Origin of the sequence: Pseudocitrobacter vendiensis, assembly GCF_943590815.1 — a bacterium.
GTDB lineage: Bacteria > Pseudomonadota > Gammaproteobacteria > Enterobacterales > Enterobacteriaceae > Pseudocitrobacter > Pseudocitrobacter vendiensis.
Genome location: NZ_CALSBS010000001.1, coordinates 35,868 through 50,826, shown reverse-complemented (window position 1 = coordinate 50,826; position 14,959 = coordinate 35,868). Strand labels below are relative to the sequence as shown.

The window sequence follows — 14,959 nt, the reverse complement described above, 5'->3', positions numbered from 1 at the left end:
CTCATCATCATGAAATCAGGGTCATTATGTTCGAACATCAGCTGGCATCGCGCGCCACAGGGCTGAAACCTTCCGCCGTCCGCGAACTTCTCAAACACAGCAAACTGCCCGGCGTTATCTCGCTGGGCGGCGGCATTCCTGCGCCAGAACTGTTTGATAACGAAGGTATTCAACTCGCGGTACAGCAGGTTATGGCGTCACAATTTCAGGAAGCGATGCAGTACAGCCTGAGTGAAGGTTACCCGCCGCTGCGTCAGGCGATTGCCGATATTTGTCGCCAGCGCGGCGTGGCCTGCGACGCGTCACAGGTTTACATCACGTCTGGCTCTCAGCAGTCGCTGGATATTGTCGCCCGTACGTTACTTAACCCTGGCGATGTGGTGGTTGTCGAACGCCCAACTTACCTGGCAGCGTTGCAGGTCTTCCAGCTGGCGCAGGCCAACATTCAGAGTGTCGATACTGACGAAGATGGCATGCTGGTTGAACAGCTGGCCGATTTAGTACAAACCAGCCCGGTCAAAGTGGTGTATCTGGTGCCTACCTTTGGTAACCCGGGCGGTAAAACCCTCAGTGAACCGCGCCGCCGTCGCCTGGTCGAGCTGGCAAAACAGCACGGTTTTATCATCGTTGAAGACGACCCGTACGGTGAAATCAGCTTTACTGATGAACGCCCGCAGCCGCTTTATCAACATGCCATGGCGCTCGGCTGCACTGACCAGGTTATCTATACCTCCACCTTCTCCAAAATTCTGGCACCGGGGATGCGTGTGGGCTGGCTGGTGATGCCGGAATGGCTGGCGAGCAAAGCCATTATCATAAAACAGGCGACCGATCTGCATACCAGCACCCTGTCGCAGCAAATCACGGCACAATATCTCTCGCTTAATCGCCTGCCCGCACAAATTGCGCTGATCCGCGAAGATTATCGTAAAAAATGCGAAACCCTGGCGAGTGCGCTGGAAGCCAAACTGGGCGATCATCTTGCCTTCAGCCGTCCGAAAGGCGGGATGTTCCTGTGGGCCCATTTCCGCTACCCATTTAATGCCACCGAATGGCTGAAAAAGACGCTGGAAAACCGCGTGGTCTTTGTACCCGGCGAGGCCTTTTATAACGACGCACCAGATGTTACGACGCTGCGTCTCTCTTACTCCACCGTGTCACACGAGGGGTTAATTGAGGCGGTCGATCGCCTGGCAAAATCACTGTAAATCTGGCGGGAACGGTGCCGCCGTTCCCGTTTTGCAAAATGGAGGCGCTATGGACAGTGAAATACTGCATGCCAGCGCAAAACGCCTGGCGCTGGAGATGCCGTTTGCCGAGCTGACCTGGCCTTTTGGCCCGGAGTACGATGTGTTCTGTATCGGCGGGAAAATCTTTATGATCAACCTGTGGACGCGTGGTCTGCCGGTGGTTAACCTGAAGTCAAACCCGGAAATTTCGCTGCTCAATCAGGCTATCTATCCCAGCATCAAACCGGGATACCATATGAATAAAAAGCACTGGATCTCCGTCTATCCGGGTGATGATATTACGCCTGAGTTACTGGAATCGCTGATTACCGATTCATGGGAGCGCGTTGTCGATAAGTTACCAAAACGAGAGCAAAAACGGTTTCGTCCTCAATGATTTTCCGTTTTTATCAATAACTGTTATCGCATTTTTCACACTTCTCAAATCGCCTTCCGCGCTGTACCCTTTTCCGACTTAACGCACCGCTTGCGCGGTGCTTTTTATCATTCAGGAGTTGTTATGGATATCATTTCCGTTGCCAAAAAGCGCTATTCCACTAAAGCCTTCGACGCCAGCAAAAAACTGACCGCTGAGCAGGCAGACAACCTGAAGACGTTGCTGCAATTCAGCCCGTCCAGCACCAACTCACAGCCGTGGCATTTTATCGTCGCCAGCACCGATGAAGGTAAAGCGCGCGTCGCGAAATCCGCTGCCGGTAACTACGTCTTCAACGAACGTAAAATGCTGGACGCTTCTCACGTGGTGGTCTTCTGCGCCAAAACTGCAATGGATGACGCCTGGCTTGAGAAAGTGGTCGATCAGGAAGAGGCCGATGGCCGCTTTGCCACCCCGGAAGCAAAAGCCGCAAACCACAAAGGTCGTACCTTCTTCGCCGATATGCATCGCAAAGATCTGAAAGACGACGATCAATGGATGGCAAAACAGGTTTACCTGAACGTCGGTAACTTCCTGCTGGGCGTGGGCGCGATGGGCCTGGACGCGGTACCGATTGAAGGTTTCGACGCCGCCGTGCTCGATGCCGAATTTGGCCTGAAAGAGAAAGGCTTCACCAGCCTGGTGGTTGTGCCGGTAGGTCATCACAGCGTGGAAGATTTCAACGCTGCACTGCCAAAATCGCGTCTGCCGCTGTCAGAAATCTTGACTGAGATTTAACTTATCCCCCTCACCCTAGCCCTCTCCCACAGGGAGAGGGAACCGATCGCGCCAGGTGAAATTTTGGTGCTGGTTTTCTCCCTCTCCCTGTGGGAGAGGGCCGGGGTGAGGGCACCAAACTGCACCGTGCCCCCAATTTGCATAATATTCCCTCAGCAGCCATTATAGGCACTGGTTATAAAGGAGATGTTATGCAGGAATTGATAGCTCAGGTCGAAGAACTCGGCATCGAAATAAATCACACCAGTTCCCTGGTGATTATCTTTGGTATTATTTTACTTACCGCAATTGTCGTACATATTATCCTGCACCGCATTGTGCTACGGACGTTTGAACGACGCGCACAGGCCAGCAGCAAATTATGGCTGCAAATCATTACCCAGAATAAACTTTTCCATCGACTGGCGTTTACCCTGCAAGGGATTATCGTCAACGTACAGGCCGTTTTATGGCTACAAAAAGGCAGTGATGCGGCACAAATTCTGACAACCTGTGCCCAACTGTGGGTCATGCTTTATGCCCTGTTGTCTTTCTTCTCATTATTAGACGTCATCTTTAATCTCAGCCAGAAATTTTCCGCTGCGTCTCAGTTACCGCTTAAAGGTATATTCCAGGGCGTGAAACTGGTCAGCGCCATCCTGGTCGGCATTCTGATTATTTCTCTGCTACTGGGGCAATCACCGGCGATTCTGATTAGCGGCCTCGGCGCAATGGCCGCCGTGCTGATGCTGGTGTTTAAGGACCCGATTCTGGGCCTGGTTGCGGGTATTCAGCTTTCAGCCAACGACATGTTGAAGCTTGGTGACTGGCTGGAGATGCCAAAATATGGCGCAGACGGCGCGGTAACGGATATCGGCCTGACCACGGTAAAAGTGCGTAACTGGGATAACACCATTACCACCATTCCAACCTGGTCGCTGGTCTCTGACTCTTTTAAAAACTGGAGTGGTATGTCCGCATCCGGCGGGCGTCGAATTAAGCGCAGCATTAATATCGACACCACCAGCGTACATTTTCTCGATGAGCAGGAACAGCAGCGTCTGATTCAGGCTAAACTGCTAAAACCGTATATGGATTCGCGCCATCAGGAAATCGATGAATGGAACCGCGAGCACGGTAGCGAAGCCTCGGTACTGAATCTGCGCAAAATGACCAATGTCGGTACGTTCCGCGCGTATCTCAACGAATATTTACGCAACCATCCGCGTATTCGTAAAGATATGACGCTGATGGTCCGCCAGCTTGCGCCAGATAATAACGGCCTGCCGATGGAGATATACTGTTTTACCAATACGGTAGTATGGGCGGAATATGAAAGCATTCAGGCGGATATCTTCGACCATATTTTTGCGGTGGTGGAAGAGTTTGGCCTGCGCGTATATCAGTCGCCTACCGGGAACGATATTCGCTCGCTGGCAGGCGCGATTCAACCGCAATAATCAGGCACTGGCGCGTGAAATAAAGCGCCAGTCCATCATCACTCGCTCGGCCAGTGAGGCCGGGTTTTCAATTCTTTTTAGCAGCAGTTCTACCGCTTTCGCGCCTATTTCGCGCGAAGGCTGCTGCACCGTCGTCAGTTGCGGGGAGACCATCTCCGCAAGCTCGGTACCATCGAACCCCACCACAGCGATATCCTGCGGAACCTTCAACCCCGCCTGTTCAATCGCGCGCATCGCCCCGGCGGCCAGGGTATCAGAAACGGCAAACACCGCATCCGGCCTCGGCTGTTGCGCCAGTAATTTTTCCATTGCCGCTTTCCCCGCCGCAGAACTCAGCTCGGCCGCGTATTCTACTGTCTGATACTCCAGCTCACGCACATGCAGCACGCTTTTGTAGCCCCGCTCGCGCAGACGGGCATATTTATAGCTCAGGTCATGGTTAATCAACGCAATGCGCTGGCGGCCACTGTCGGCCAGATGACTCACCACATGCTGAGCAGCATCGACATCGTTAATTCCCACGCAGGAAACCGAGCCGGTGTCGGCATACTCCGCACACTGCACCCATGGCGCATCGCCGATAATCATTTTCAGCTCCGGCAACTTACTGAACGCATCCATAGTGATAATGCCGTCAACCATCTTACCGGTCAGCAAGCGCAAACCGGATTTCGAACGTTCGATATCAGAACCGGAATGGCACAGCAGAATGCGATAACCCTTTTTCTCGGCCTGTTCTTCGATGCCCTTCACCACCTCGGCGCAAAACGGGTTGGCGATGTTAGAAACCATCACGAGGATCATCGAACTGCGCGCTGTGCGTAGCTGACGCGCCAGCAGGTTTGGCTGGTAGTTACTCTCTTTAATCGCCTGCAGTACCCGCTCGCGGTTTTTTGGCTTTACGGTGTCGCTGTTGTTCAGCACGCGCGACACCGTGGCGACCGACACACCGGCCAGCCGCGCAATTTTCTGAATGGACATAGGAAGGAGATATCCTGCTATTAACGCGTGGGATGCAGGCTATCATAAAAACGCCGCCCGGCGAACCGGGCAGACGCTTAATCCGCTACGCGTACCCAACGCTGTTGCTGATGGCTTTTCATAATTGCGTCAATGATATACATCACATTTGCACCGTCCCGGAAGGAGGCAAAACGTCGCGACCTGGCTGGCGGCATTTCCCCCTGCGCCACCGCGCGATAGAAGTTCTGCATCATGTTTTTGAAGGCGTCCGGCCAGCCCTCAATATGGCCACCGGGAAAATGGGCGCTATCGGCAATATCCCGATTCAGCAATCCAGGGTCGTCACTGAGCAGTTGATTTGCCCCTTCACGCTTGCCAATCCACAGCTGCTGCGGCACTTCCTGATCCCACGCCAGCGAGCATTCACTGCCGTTGAGCTCAAAGCTAAGACGATTTTTACGCCCGGCGCTCACCTGCGAGACGCTAAAGCAACCTTTGCTGCCATCGTCAAATCGAAACAGTACCGAACCCGCATCCTCCGTGGTGACAGGATAATCCGCGTACTGCGTGGCCTGCGTCTGCGGGCTAAACGTTGAGGAACCTGCAACATTCGCTTTGCGCGTCGGCCAGACAATCGCGAGATCCGCCATCACTTCTACGATGCGCTTGCCGGTTACAAACTGCACCGTATCGCACCAGTGTGAACCGATATCCGCCATTGCCCTCGATGCCCCGCCCTGTGCGGCATCTACGCGCCAGTTGAAATCCGTTTCGTTGAGCATCCAGTCCTGTAAATAGCTACCGTAAACCGAGAACAGCCGCCCGGTTGCGCCGCTGCGCTGCATACTTGCCGCCTGCTGCACCATCGCGAACTGGCGATAAACAAAGCTGACGCCATGCACGACGCCCGCGCCCTCCGCCATCGTCACCAGTTCCCGCGCCTCATCTGGCGTCAGGCACAGCGGTTTTTCCGAGAAGATATGCTTCCCGGCGGCAAGAATTTGCCGGTTAATCTGCGCATGCAGATGATTGGGCGTGCAGTTGTGAACCACCTGCAAGCCCGGATGCGCCAGAAAGGCGTCGACGTCGCCATACGCGTGCGGCACCGAAAGTTCATCCGCTTTCGCCTGCGCATGCGCCAGACTGCTGTCGCATAACGCCACCACCTGCACGTTACCGAGACGACGTAGCGCTTCAAGATGCGCCGGGCCAATAAATCCGCTGCCGATAATTCCTACCTGAATCATTTCTCTGCCTCGCTGCCGGCGGCAAAATCATCAAACGCCCGAGTGGATACCGGGATGATGTGCCGACGAATAAACTCGCTTCCCTCGCGTGCCCCCACTTCTGCGGATTTCAGACAACACTCCCACTCCAGCACCGCCCAACCATCGTAATCATGCTGGGTTAACTTGCTGAAAATCCCTTTAAAGTCGATTTGTCCGTCGCCCAGTGATCGAAAGCGCCCGGCTCGGGTGAGCCAGTTTTGATAACCGCCGTACACGCCACTGCGCCCGTTGCGCTCAAACTCGGCATCCTTAACGTGAAACGCTTTAATGCGTGAATGATAGATATCGATCCACGCCAGATAGTCGATATTTTGCAGGTGCAGATGGCTGGGGTCGTAAAGCATATGACAGCGCGGATGATGTCCTACACCTTCCAGAAAACGCTCAAACGTCAGACCGTCATGCAGATCCTCACCCGGATGAATTTCATAACACAGGTTCACGCCGTGCTCATCAAACACATCCAGAATCGGTTGCCAGCGACGCGCCTGCTCAGCAAAGGCGTCCTGCAACAGGGCGGCATTGTGCGGCGGCCAGGGGTAAAAATAGGGCCACGCCAGCGCGCCAGAAAAGGTTGCGTGCGCCGATAACCCCAGCCGGGCGGATGCCTGCGCGGCTTTCTTCACCGTCTCTACCGCCCACTGCTGGCGCGCCTGCGGGTTGCCGCGTAGCGCGGTCGGCGCGAAGTGATCGAACGCATCATCATAGGCCGGATGCACCGCCACCAGTTGCCCTTCCAGATGCGTCGATAACTCACTTACCTCCAGCCCTTTTTCAGCCAAACTGCCGCGAATCTCATCGCAGTAAGTCTGGCTGGCAGCCGCCTTTTCCAGGTCAAATATCGCCGGATGATTGCAGGGAATTTGCAGCGCTTTATAGCCTAACCCGGCAGCCCACTCCGCCAGGCCATCCAGGGTATTAAAGGGCGCATCACCTGCGATAAACTGAGAAAGAAAAATGCCCGGTCCTTTGATTGTTTTCATACCACCTCCTTAAACACTACGCCTGCGTCTTATCGTCATACTTAAACGAGAAGAGGAAAATAATGGCAATAACGGCGGCGGCAACCGCCGGGATCCACCAAAAGGTTACCCATGCCTGCGGCACGCTGTGCCCGGCCACCAGACGGTTGTAGAGCGCACCGGAAATCTGCGAGCCCAGCAGCATGCCAATACCGTAGGTGAACATCACCACCATGCTTTGCGCCTGCCCTTTCACCTTCTCGCCCGCCACGCGGTCGGTGTAGATAAAACCCACCACGAAGAAAAAGTCATAGCATACGCCGTGCAGCAAAATGCCGAGATACAGCAGGAAGCGCCCCTCTTCGCTGACGCCCAGCGCAAAGAATGCATAGCGCACAAACCACGCCAGCATGCCGATAAGCAGCATGTACTTCACGCCCAGACGGCGGAACAGCAGAGGAATAACCAACATGAAGAAAATCTCGGACATCTGACCGAATGTCATCGCAGTACTGACATCTCCCACGCCCGCATCGGCAAGATAGGACGCGGTATACGCGTAATAGGTGCCCAGCGGAATAGAGATAAGCGTCGCGCAGATAGCAAAGACCAGGAAATGGCGCGTTTTCAGCAGCGCGAAAGCATCGGCGCAAAAGAGATCGCGCAGCTTAACCGGCAACCCTTTTGCCGGAGCCGGGGTATGCGGTAACGTCAGGCTGTAGACCGCCAGCGCCACCGAACACATCGCCGCCAGGGTAAAGATGCCCGTGGTATCGGAAATCCCCGTCACGCCGATAAAAATACCCGCCACAATCCAGCCAATAGTGCCGAACACGCGCACCACCGGGAACGTTTTATCGACATTCGCCAGGCTGTGGAAGGCAATGTTATTGGTCAGCGCCAGAGTCGGCATATAGCAAAGCGTATAGCCAAACAACAGCGCAATCAGCAGCGAGCCGTTTTGCGCCACTAACGCCTGCGGTACAAACCAAAGGATCGCCGCGCCCAGCAGATGCATCACCGCCATCACTTTCTGCGACGCAAAGAAGCGATCCACCAGCATGCCCAGCACAAACGGGGAAAGAATAGACGCAATGGGGCCTGCGGAGAACGCATCGCCAATTAACAGTGACATGTTGTGCTGAGTCATCACCAGCCCGAGCGTGACCGACCAACTGCCCCAGATAAAGAACTGCATAAACATCATTAACGACAGCCGTGGAACCAGCATACGATGCTGAACGGCGAGGCCATTACGACTTTCGATTGTTGACACCATGTTTGCCACCCTCAAAAAGTAATCGATTACAATTAACCCTGAAAAGAAAAGTAATCGATTACAATAAGAAGATCGCGGATCATAAGTGGGATCTGGGAGATGGGTCACGATTAAAATATTGGAAGCAGTATCTGTGCGGGTACGATGTTTGTAGGCCCGGTAAGCATAGCGCCACCGGGCTTAATGCGTGCACGAAAACAGAGACGTTTTCGCCGACTGAGTTTTACCCTTTGCGCCGCAACGTCTTAAACGCAATAAACAGGAACACCACCCACACTGGCAGCAGAATTGCCGACAGCCGCATGCCGTCCATGGTGCACATCAGGCCGAGGATCATCAGCAGGAAGGCGATACAGATGTAGTTACTTGCAGGCGACAGCAGCGCTTTAAACTTCGGCTCACGGCCTTTGCGACGCATCGCCGCACGGAACTTCAGGTGCGCCATGCAGATCATCACCCAGTTCAGCAGCAGCGTGGCAACAACCAGCGCCATCAGCAAGCCGAAGGCCTCTTTCGGCAACAGGTAGTTCACCAGCACCACCAACGAGGTGATCGCCCCGGAAAGCAGCAGTGAATTCACCGGCACACCGCGACGGCTGACTTTGGTGAGGAACTTCGGCGCGTTACCCTGCATTGAGAGCCCAAACAGCATACGGCTGTTGGAGTAGACGCCGCTGTTGTACACCGAAAGTGACGCCACCAGAATTACGAAGTTCAGCGCCGATGCCACGATGTTGCTATCCAGATTATGGAAGATCATCACGAACGGACTGCTATCGGACTTGATCTCCACCCACGGGTAAAGCGCCAGCAGAACCACCAGCGAACCGATATAAAACAGCAGGATACGGTACACCACCTGATTTACTGCTTTTGGAATGGTGGTCTCCGGGTTACGCGCCTCTGCAGCGGTAATACCAATCAGCTCCAGCCCGCCGAAGGAGAACATAATCACTGCCAGTGAGGTAATCAGCCCATTCCAGCCGGTGGCGAAGAACCCGTTATAACGCCACAGATTATCAATGCTGGCGCGATCGCCACCATGATCGGTGAATAACATCCACAGGCCAAAGCCGATCATGCCGATGATAGCCAGCACCTTAATCAGCGCAAACCAGAACTCCGTTTCGCCATATAAGCGAACGTTTACCAGGTTGACGGCGTTAATCAGCACAAAGAAGCCTGCCGCCCAGATCCAGGTAGGCACATCCGGCAGCCAGTACTGCATATAAATGCCCGCTGCGGTGAGCTCCGCCATGCCGACCAGCACGAACATCACCCAGTAGTTCCAGCCGGAGAGGAAGCCCGCAAACGGCCCCCAGTACTTGTAGGCAAAGTGAGCAAACGACCCGGATACCGGTTCTTCCACGACCATTTCACCGAGCTGGCGCATGATCAGAAATGCGATAATCCCGGCAACGCCGTAGCCCAGCAGAACCGCCGGGCCCGCCATCTGAATCGCCGGGCCAATGCCGAGGAACAGACCGGTGCCAATCGCGCCGCCAAGAGCTATCAATTGAATATGTCGGTTTTGTAAGCCGCGTTGCAGCGTCGGAACCTGTTCCGACGAAGCATCCTGAATACGCTCGGATGCTGAGGACGTGTCTTTCACGTCAAACCCCTGTAGCTTTTTTATGAAGGCGCATCTTTTAACACTTCGATGCCGTTGTCGCAAGGCAATACATTCAGAGTGGTGATTAATGAAACGCCCCGATAAGCCAGGCTTACCGGGGCGCGAGACCACAAAATAGCGCGATTAGAAGTCGTACGTCATTGAGACTTTCAGCGTTCTTGGTTCACCCTGGAACAGATAAACGCCGGTATCATCCACGCCAGACCAGTACTTCTCGTTGGTCACGTTGTTCACACCGACGCGCCAGACCATTTCGTTTTGATCCGCGTTCAGACGCATGCGGTAGCGCATACCGAGATCGAGGGTGGTATAGCTATCCAGTTTCTTGGTGTTTGCCGCATCGGCATATTGAGAGCCTGTATGATTCACGCGTGCGGTGGCGGTTAAGCCCTCCACCGGTTTGATATCGTACTCAGCGCCCAGCACCATGTAGAAGTTTGCCACGCCCACGGCATCTTTGCCGTCGGTTGCGCCATTAGCCGTTTTACGCTGTTCCGCGTTCAACCACTGGGTGCTGCCGTTCAGGCGCAGGCCCAGCATCGGTTCACCAAAGACGTTTAACTCAACGCCACGGTTGCGCTGTTCGCCGTCCATTTTGTAATAATTCTGCGCATCGGAAATGGCATTTGGTTTTTTGATTTCAAACAGCGCCAGCGAACCGCCGACGTTGCCGTAATCCACCTTCACGCCCAGCTCATTCTGTTTGGAATGTGCGATACCGGTGCTTTGCCCGGCATTGGCGGCGGTGCTCGGTGCGTTAGAGCCCGGTTGCAGTGCTTCGGTATGGTTGGCGTAGAACGAGACCTCTTCCCACGGTTTGTAGACCAGGCCCACGGTTGGCGTCCAGCGGCTTTCCGTGTAGCGGCCAGAGAGGTCTTCATTGCCCGTGGCGTTGCTGTAGTTACGTACCACCACTTTCTGGTAGCGCGTTGCCGCCGTCAGCAGCACGCTGTCGTCAAAGAAGCCCAGCGTATCGCTGAACAGCCAGCCCTGAACGCGGCTGCGCGAGGTGGTCAGCGGGTCGGTATAATTACCGCCAAACCACGCGTTATCTGGCATCGCAACATCATGATTATCATAGATGTTCGTGGTCGGGTTATTGGAGGACATGCGCCATGCCGTCGCATCTTTGCGTACCTGTGCGGCATAACCGATATTCACCTGATGACTGACCGGCCCGGTATCGAAGTTACCGCGCACGCCGCCCATTCCGCTGTAAGAATCGATCAGACGATTGGTATCCAGACGACCAACCGTCGCATCACCATTGGCATTAATCAGCTTCGGCGCGCTGTAGGTTCCCTGCTCATGACCATGCTGCATGCCCCAGGCCGCGTAGGTCGTCCAGTTATCGGTCAGATCATATTCAGCTTTCGCCATACCGAATTCATTTTCGATATCGCTGTAGCCCCATTTCTGGCTGTAGTTTTTAGTGGTATCCGGAACGGAAGGAACGAAATCGACGCCGCTGATGTTGACGCCCATCGTGCCACCGTGGAAGGTTTTCTTCTGGTAGCCAAAATCAAGGGATGAACGGAATCGCTCGCCGCGATAGTCCAGCCCCACCGACGCCAGCGTCGTGCGGCGTTTGTCGTTATCGACCGCCCCCTCTCCTTCGCGGTGCAGCACGTTCACGCGCGCGCCGAACTGGTTGTTATCACCAAAGCGACGCCCCAGATCCAGCGAACCCCCCACCTGAGAGTCAGAGGTGTAGTCCACACCCACGCGGGTGATTGGCGTATCTTCAGCCCGTTTTGGCTCAAGGTTGATCATCCCACCCACGCCGCTGCTCGCCGCGCCATTCAGCAAGGCGTTCGCGCCTTTGAAGACTTCCACGCGCTCCAGCATCTGGGTATCCATTACCTGACGTGGCACCACGCCGGCCAGGCCGCCCATGGTCATGTCATCGCCATCAAGCTTAAAGCCGCGAATACGATAGGTTTCTGCAAAGTTACCGTAGCCCTGCACCGTCTGCACGCCCGCATCATTGCTGACCACATCGGCGATGGTTTTTGCCTGTTGATCGGCCATCAGTTTTGAGGTGTAGCCAATGACGTTAAAGGGCACATCCATCGCTTTCTGCTCACCCAGCATGCCCAGACGCCCGCCGTGGGCGATTTGTCCATCAAGATAGGCCGGAACCGGCTGGTCGCCGCCCGGCTTAAAATCGCTGCCCTCAACGGCCTGAACCACCATCGTCTCTTCCTGGGCCTTTTTAGCCGGAGTATCGCTGGTGGTTGCCGCGCTGGCGGAGTGTGCGATGCTGCCTATCGCTAACGCCAGCAGCGTTTTGCGTAATGGAGAAGTGAAACCCTTTGTGTTGTGCATAATTCGCTCGTGAAAGACGCTGAAGATGACGTTTGCGGCGATGCTTATTTATTTGCCTGTACGCCCGATGAACAGCGTCAGAACTCGCCGCAAACGATAAAGAGAACGAGAACTATACTCATTAAATTTTAGCAATCAAGCATAATTAGCCGGGTAATGAAAGGGATGACGCACGAAGCAGAGCCTGTAGAATGGAGCGCTTATACAGAGGGGGAATATCGGTGCTGTTGAAAATTATTCTGGCGATGGTCGCGTTCGCGGCAAATTCCCTGCTCTGTCGTCTGGCATTAAAGGGTCTGCATATGGATGCGGTCTCTTTCAGCAGCGTGCGCCTGCTCAGCGGCGCAATTGCGCTTTTTCTTTTGCTCCAGCTACCCGCCCTTAAGCAGAAACCAGAATTTAACTGGCTGAACGCTTGCCTGCTCGCACTCTACGTTTTCGCGTTTTCTCTTGCTTATGTCTCGATGGGCGCGGCAATGGGCGCATTGCTGTTATTTGGCACAGTACAGCTGGTCATGACCGGGTGGGGATTTCTGGGCGGCGAGCGCCTGACACTACTGAAAACTGTCGGTATCATCGCCGCCATGGCAGGGCTGGTGCTACTGTTGCTGCCAGGTGCTGCGCATCCGCCGCTCAGCGCGGCGTTAATGATGATCGCATCCGGCGCCGCCTGGGGCGCGTACTGCATTACCGGGAAACGAGTACAAAATGCCGCCGCTGCCACCGCCGGGAATTTTATTCTGGCAGTGCCGATTGCGCTGCTCGTTTTTCTGCTAAGCGGAATGCAAAGCCATATAGATGCGAGCGGATTTATACTGGCGGTCATCTCGGGCGCGCTGGCGTCAGGCGCCGCCTATTTACTGTGGTATTCCCTGCTACCGATGCTCAGCCCGGCCACGGCAAGTACCCTACAACTTAGCGTGCCTTGTCTGGCGGCGTTGGGTGGAATGGTGTTTCTGGGTGAGGCATTAACAGTACGAATGCTGATGTCGATCGTGGTGACATTGTCAGGGATTGGGCTGGTTATCTATGCCGATCGCAGCCCAACTATTAAGGAATAGACGCCACATCCCGCACCAGCGCCCTACCCCCTTCGCGAGCCTGGTTAACAATACTGTAAAAAGCCTCTTTATGCTGATACAGCAACGCGACGATTTCACCGTCAATCGAACCGTCCTCTACAGCTTTATCCATGATGTCCAGCGCATCCTGAATACTCAGAGGACCACGATACGGACGGACTTCTGTCAATGCGGTAAAGAAGTCTGCCACCGCCACAATACGACTGGGGATATCGAGATAAATACGGTTCAGATGGTAAGGATATCCTGAACCATCAAGCCGTTCATGATGGTTCGCTGCCCAGGCTGCAATCTCGCCTAATTCCGTCACAACGCTGAGAATTTCTGCGGTTTTATAACTGTGCTCTTTCAGCATGCTGTACTCTTTGCGCGAGAGCGCGCTTTTTTTCTCAAGCAAGCTAATAGGAACATACAGCTTGCCGATATCATGAAGATAACCGGCAATTTCAATTCGCTGCTGATCGTAGCTGGTCATTCCGCTGTAATATGCCAGCTCTCTCGCCACAAGCCCTACGGTCATGCTGTGGGCCGCTGTAAATCCGCTATGGGTATCGACAATACGGGCAATCAGCGTACAAATTTGCTGGAAGTCATCGATATCCAGATGAATGACTCTTATCGGCGAGATAACATTAACAACCCGAGGAATATTATCGGTTTGCAAACGGAACCAGAAATATTCTCTCTGGCTGACGGCATTGAGAAAATCGTAGAACTCAGCAGGAAAATCACTGTAACGCTGAGCAAATCCGTTGCAGATATCCTCGCTACAGGAAGCCAGGTTTTCCGGATAGAGACGTAAATCGTACTCAAACCGATCGCAGAAAGAGAGGATGGATTTTTCCAGCCGATAGTTGTCTTCAGCCCCAGCACGACGGGTGTAAACAATCGCTTTAGTCTGTTCAAAAATATCCAGACCATTCAGCATGTTATAAGTATAACGTTGGTGCAATTCGTTATTAGAATGAAAATCGCCACACTCACGAGTACGTATATCGATAAGCTCCCCGATATCATGGAGTAACGCAGCAATATAGAGATTTTTCTGCTGCTCTTTACTCAGCCCCAAATACTCGCAAAGCTCCATCGCGACAATGGTCGTCCGTTCCATGTGTTTCACTAACTCCGGAGAGACGATTTTTATAACTTCGTTAATAAACTTGATTGATAATTGCAGGGATATATACATGATACGATTCTATTTTTCTCTCTTTTAACCTATGATAAACCGTCGCCTTCCCGTGGCAGATTGAAGACCCTGCAATTAATAAATAATACGATCACTTTAGTTATCGTGTCTATTCAGTATAACCCATACACGATCTTTTTTATTGTTATTTTACTCAGCAATGCATTTTTCATTATACGTTATTGCAAATTAAAAGCGGGAAAACTATTGGTAAAACTAAATAATAACCTACCCACTTAGTCGTACTTTCGATTACAGGTAAAGTTGTCGTTAAGTTAGCGTAACAATTAATACAACATTAGTTCAAAAGATAACGCATTACCTGGTCTCGCGAGGCTATAACAAAAAAACAGATAATCTATTCAACATTTGTTATTTCAAATTGGCGAAAG

12 protein-coding genes are annotated in these 14,959 nt (G+C 53.5%); 5 read left to right on the top strand and 7 right to left on the bottom strand.

The features are described from left to right. Positions 1-26 precede the first annotated feature (26 nt). The 4 genes from NMC31_RS00225 (at position 27) to NMC31_RS00210 (ending at position 3,842) form a co-directional block, all read left to right on the top strand. Positions 27-1,208 carry an aminotransferase-like domain-containing protein gene (locus NMC31_RS00225; RefSeq protein ID WP_253896571.1) on the top strand — a complete coding sequence of 394 codons (1,182 nt, stop codon included), beginning with the start codon at positions 27-29 and terminating at the stop codon, positions 1,206-1,208. A 49-nt stretch (positions 1,209-1,257) separates the two neighbouring features. Continuing rightward, positions 1,258-1,626 carry an MmcQ/YjbR family DNA-binding protein gene (locus tag NMC31_RS00220; protein WP_253896570.1) on the top strand — a complete coding sequence of 123 codons (369 nt, stop codon included), beginning with the start codon at positions 1,258-1,260 and terminating at the stop codon, positions 1,624-1,626. A gap of 123 nt (positions 1,627-1,749) precedes the next feature. After that, on the top strand, positions 1,750-2,403 hold the full coding sequence (gene nfsB / locus NMC31_RS00215; RefSeq protein WP_015965445.1) for an oxygen-insensitive NAD(P)H nitroreductase: 654 nt from the start codon (positions 1,750-1,752) through the stop codon (positions 2,401-2,403). 191 nt (positions 2,404-2,594) lie between these two features. After that, positions 2,595-3,842 (top strand): mechanosensitive ion channel family protein, encoded by a 1,248-nt coding sequence (locus NMC31_RS00210; protein WP_149464322.1) that lies wholly within the window; start codon positions 2,595-2,597, stop codon positions 3,840-3,842. Here NMC31_RS00210 and NMC31_RS00205 read toward each other — a convergent pair whose 3' ends face one another. The 6 genes from NMC31_RS00205 to NMC31_RS00180 form a co-directional block, all read right to left on the bottom strand. Then, the gene (locus NMC31_RS00205) at positions 3,843-4,823 is read right to left on the bottom strand and encodes a LacI family DNA-binding transcriptional regulator (protein WP_149464321.1); all 981 of its coding nucleotides are present in this window, start codon (positions 4,821-4,823) and stop codon (positions 3,843-3,845) included. A gap of 77 nt (positions 4,824-4,900) precedes the next feature. Beyond that, positions 4,901-6,052: a Gfo/Idh/MocA family protein gene (locus NMC31_RS00200; RefSeq protein WP_253896569.1), complete on the bottom strand. Its 1,152-nt coding sequence runs from the start codon at positions 6,050-6,052 to the stop codon at positions 4,901-4,903. Further along, on the bottom strand, positions 6,049-7,077 hold the full coding sequence (locus NMC31_RS00195; protein ID WP_253896568.1) for a sugar phosphate isomerase/epimerase family protein: 1,029 nt from the start codon (positions 7,075-7,077) through the stop codon (positions 6,049-6,051). The genes NMC31_RS00200 and NMC31_RS00195 overlap by 4 nt, the downstream gene beginning before the upstream one ends. Positions 7,078-7,093: 16 nt before the next feature. Then, positions 7,094-8,335, bottom strand: coding sequence for an MFS transporter (locus tag NMC31_RS00190; RefSeq protein ID WP_253896567.1), 1,242 nt, complete (start codon positions 8,333-8,335; stop codon positions 7,094-7,096). 223 nt (positions 8,336-8,558) lie between these two features. Then, positions 8,559-9,947 (bottom strand): phenylalanine transporter, encoded by a 1,389-nt coding sequence (pheP, locus tag NMC31_RS00185; RefSeq protein ID WP_253896566.1) that lies wholly within the window; start codon positions 9,945-9,947, stop codon positions 8,559-8,561. A gap of 144 nt (positions 9,948-10,091) precedes the next feature. Next, positions 10,092-12,296: a TonB-dependent receptor gene (locus NMC31_RS00180; RefSeq protein WP_253896565.1), complete on the bottom strand. Its 2,205-nt coding sequence runs from the start codon at positions 12,294-12,296 to the stop codon at positions 10,092-10,094. A 221-nt stretch (positions 12,297-12,517) separates the two neighbouring features. On the opposite strand from NMC31_RS00180, the gene NMC31_RS00175 reads away from it, so the two are divergent. Beyond that, positions 12,518-13,357: a DMT family transporter gene (locus tag NMC31_RS00175; protein WP_253896564.1), complete on the top strand. Its 840-nt coding sequence runs from the start codon at positions 12,518-12,520 to the stop codon at positions 13,355-13,357. On the opposite strand, the gene NMC31_RS00170 is transcribed toward NMC31_RS00175, so the two are convergent. After that, the gene (locus tag NMC31_RS00170) at positions 13,347-14,489 is read right to left on the bottom strand and encodes an HD domain-containing phosphohydrolase (RefSeq protein ID WP_253896563.1); all 1,143 of its coding nucleotides are present in this window, start codon (positions 14,487-14,489) and stop codon (positions 13,347-13,349) included. The genes NMC31_RS00175 and NMC31_RS00170 overlap by 11 nt on opposite strands. Positions 14,490-14,959 lie beyond the last annotated feature (470 nt).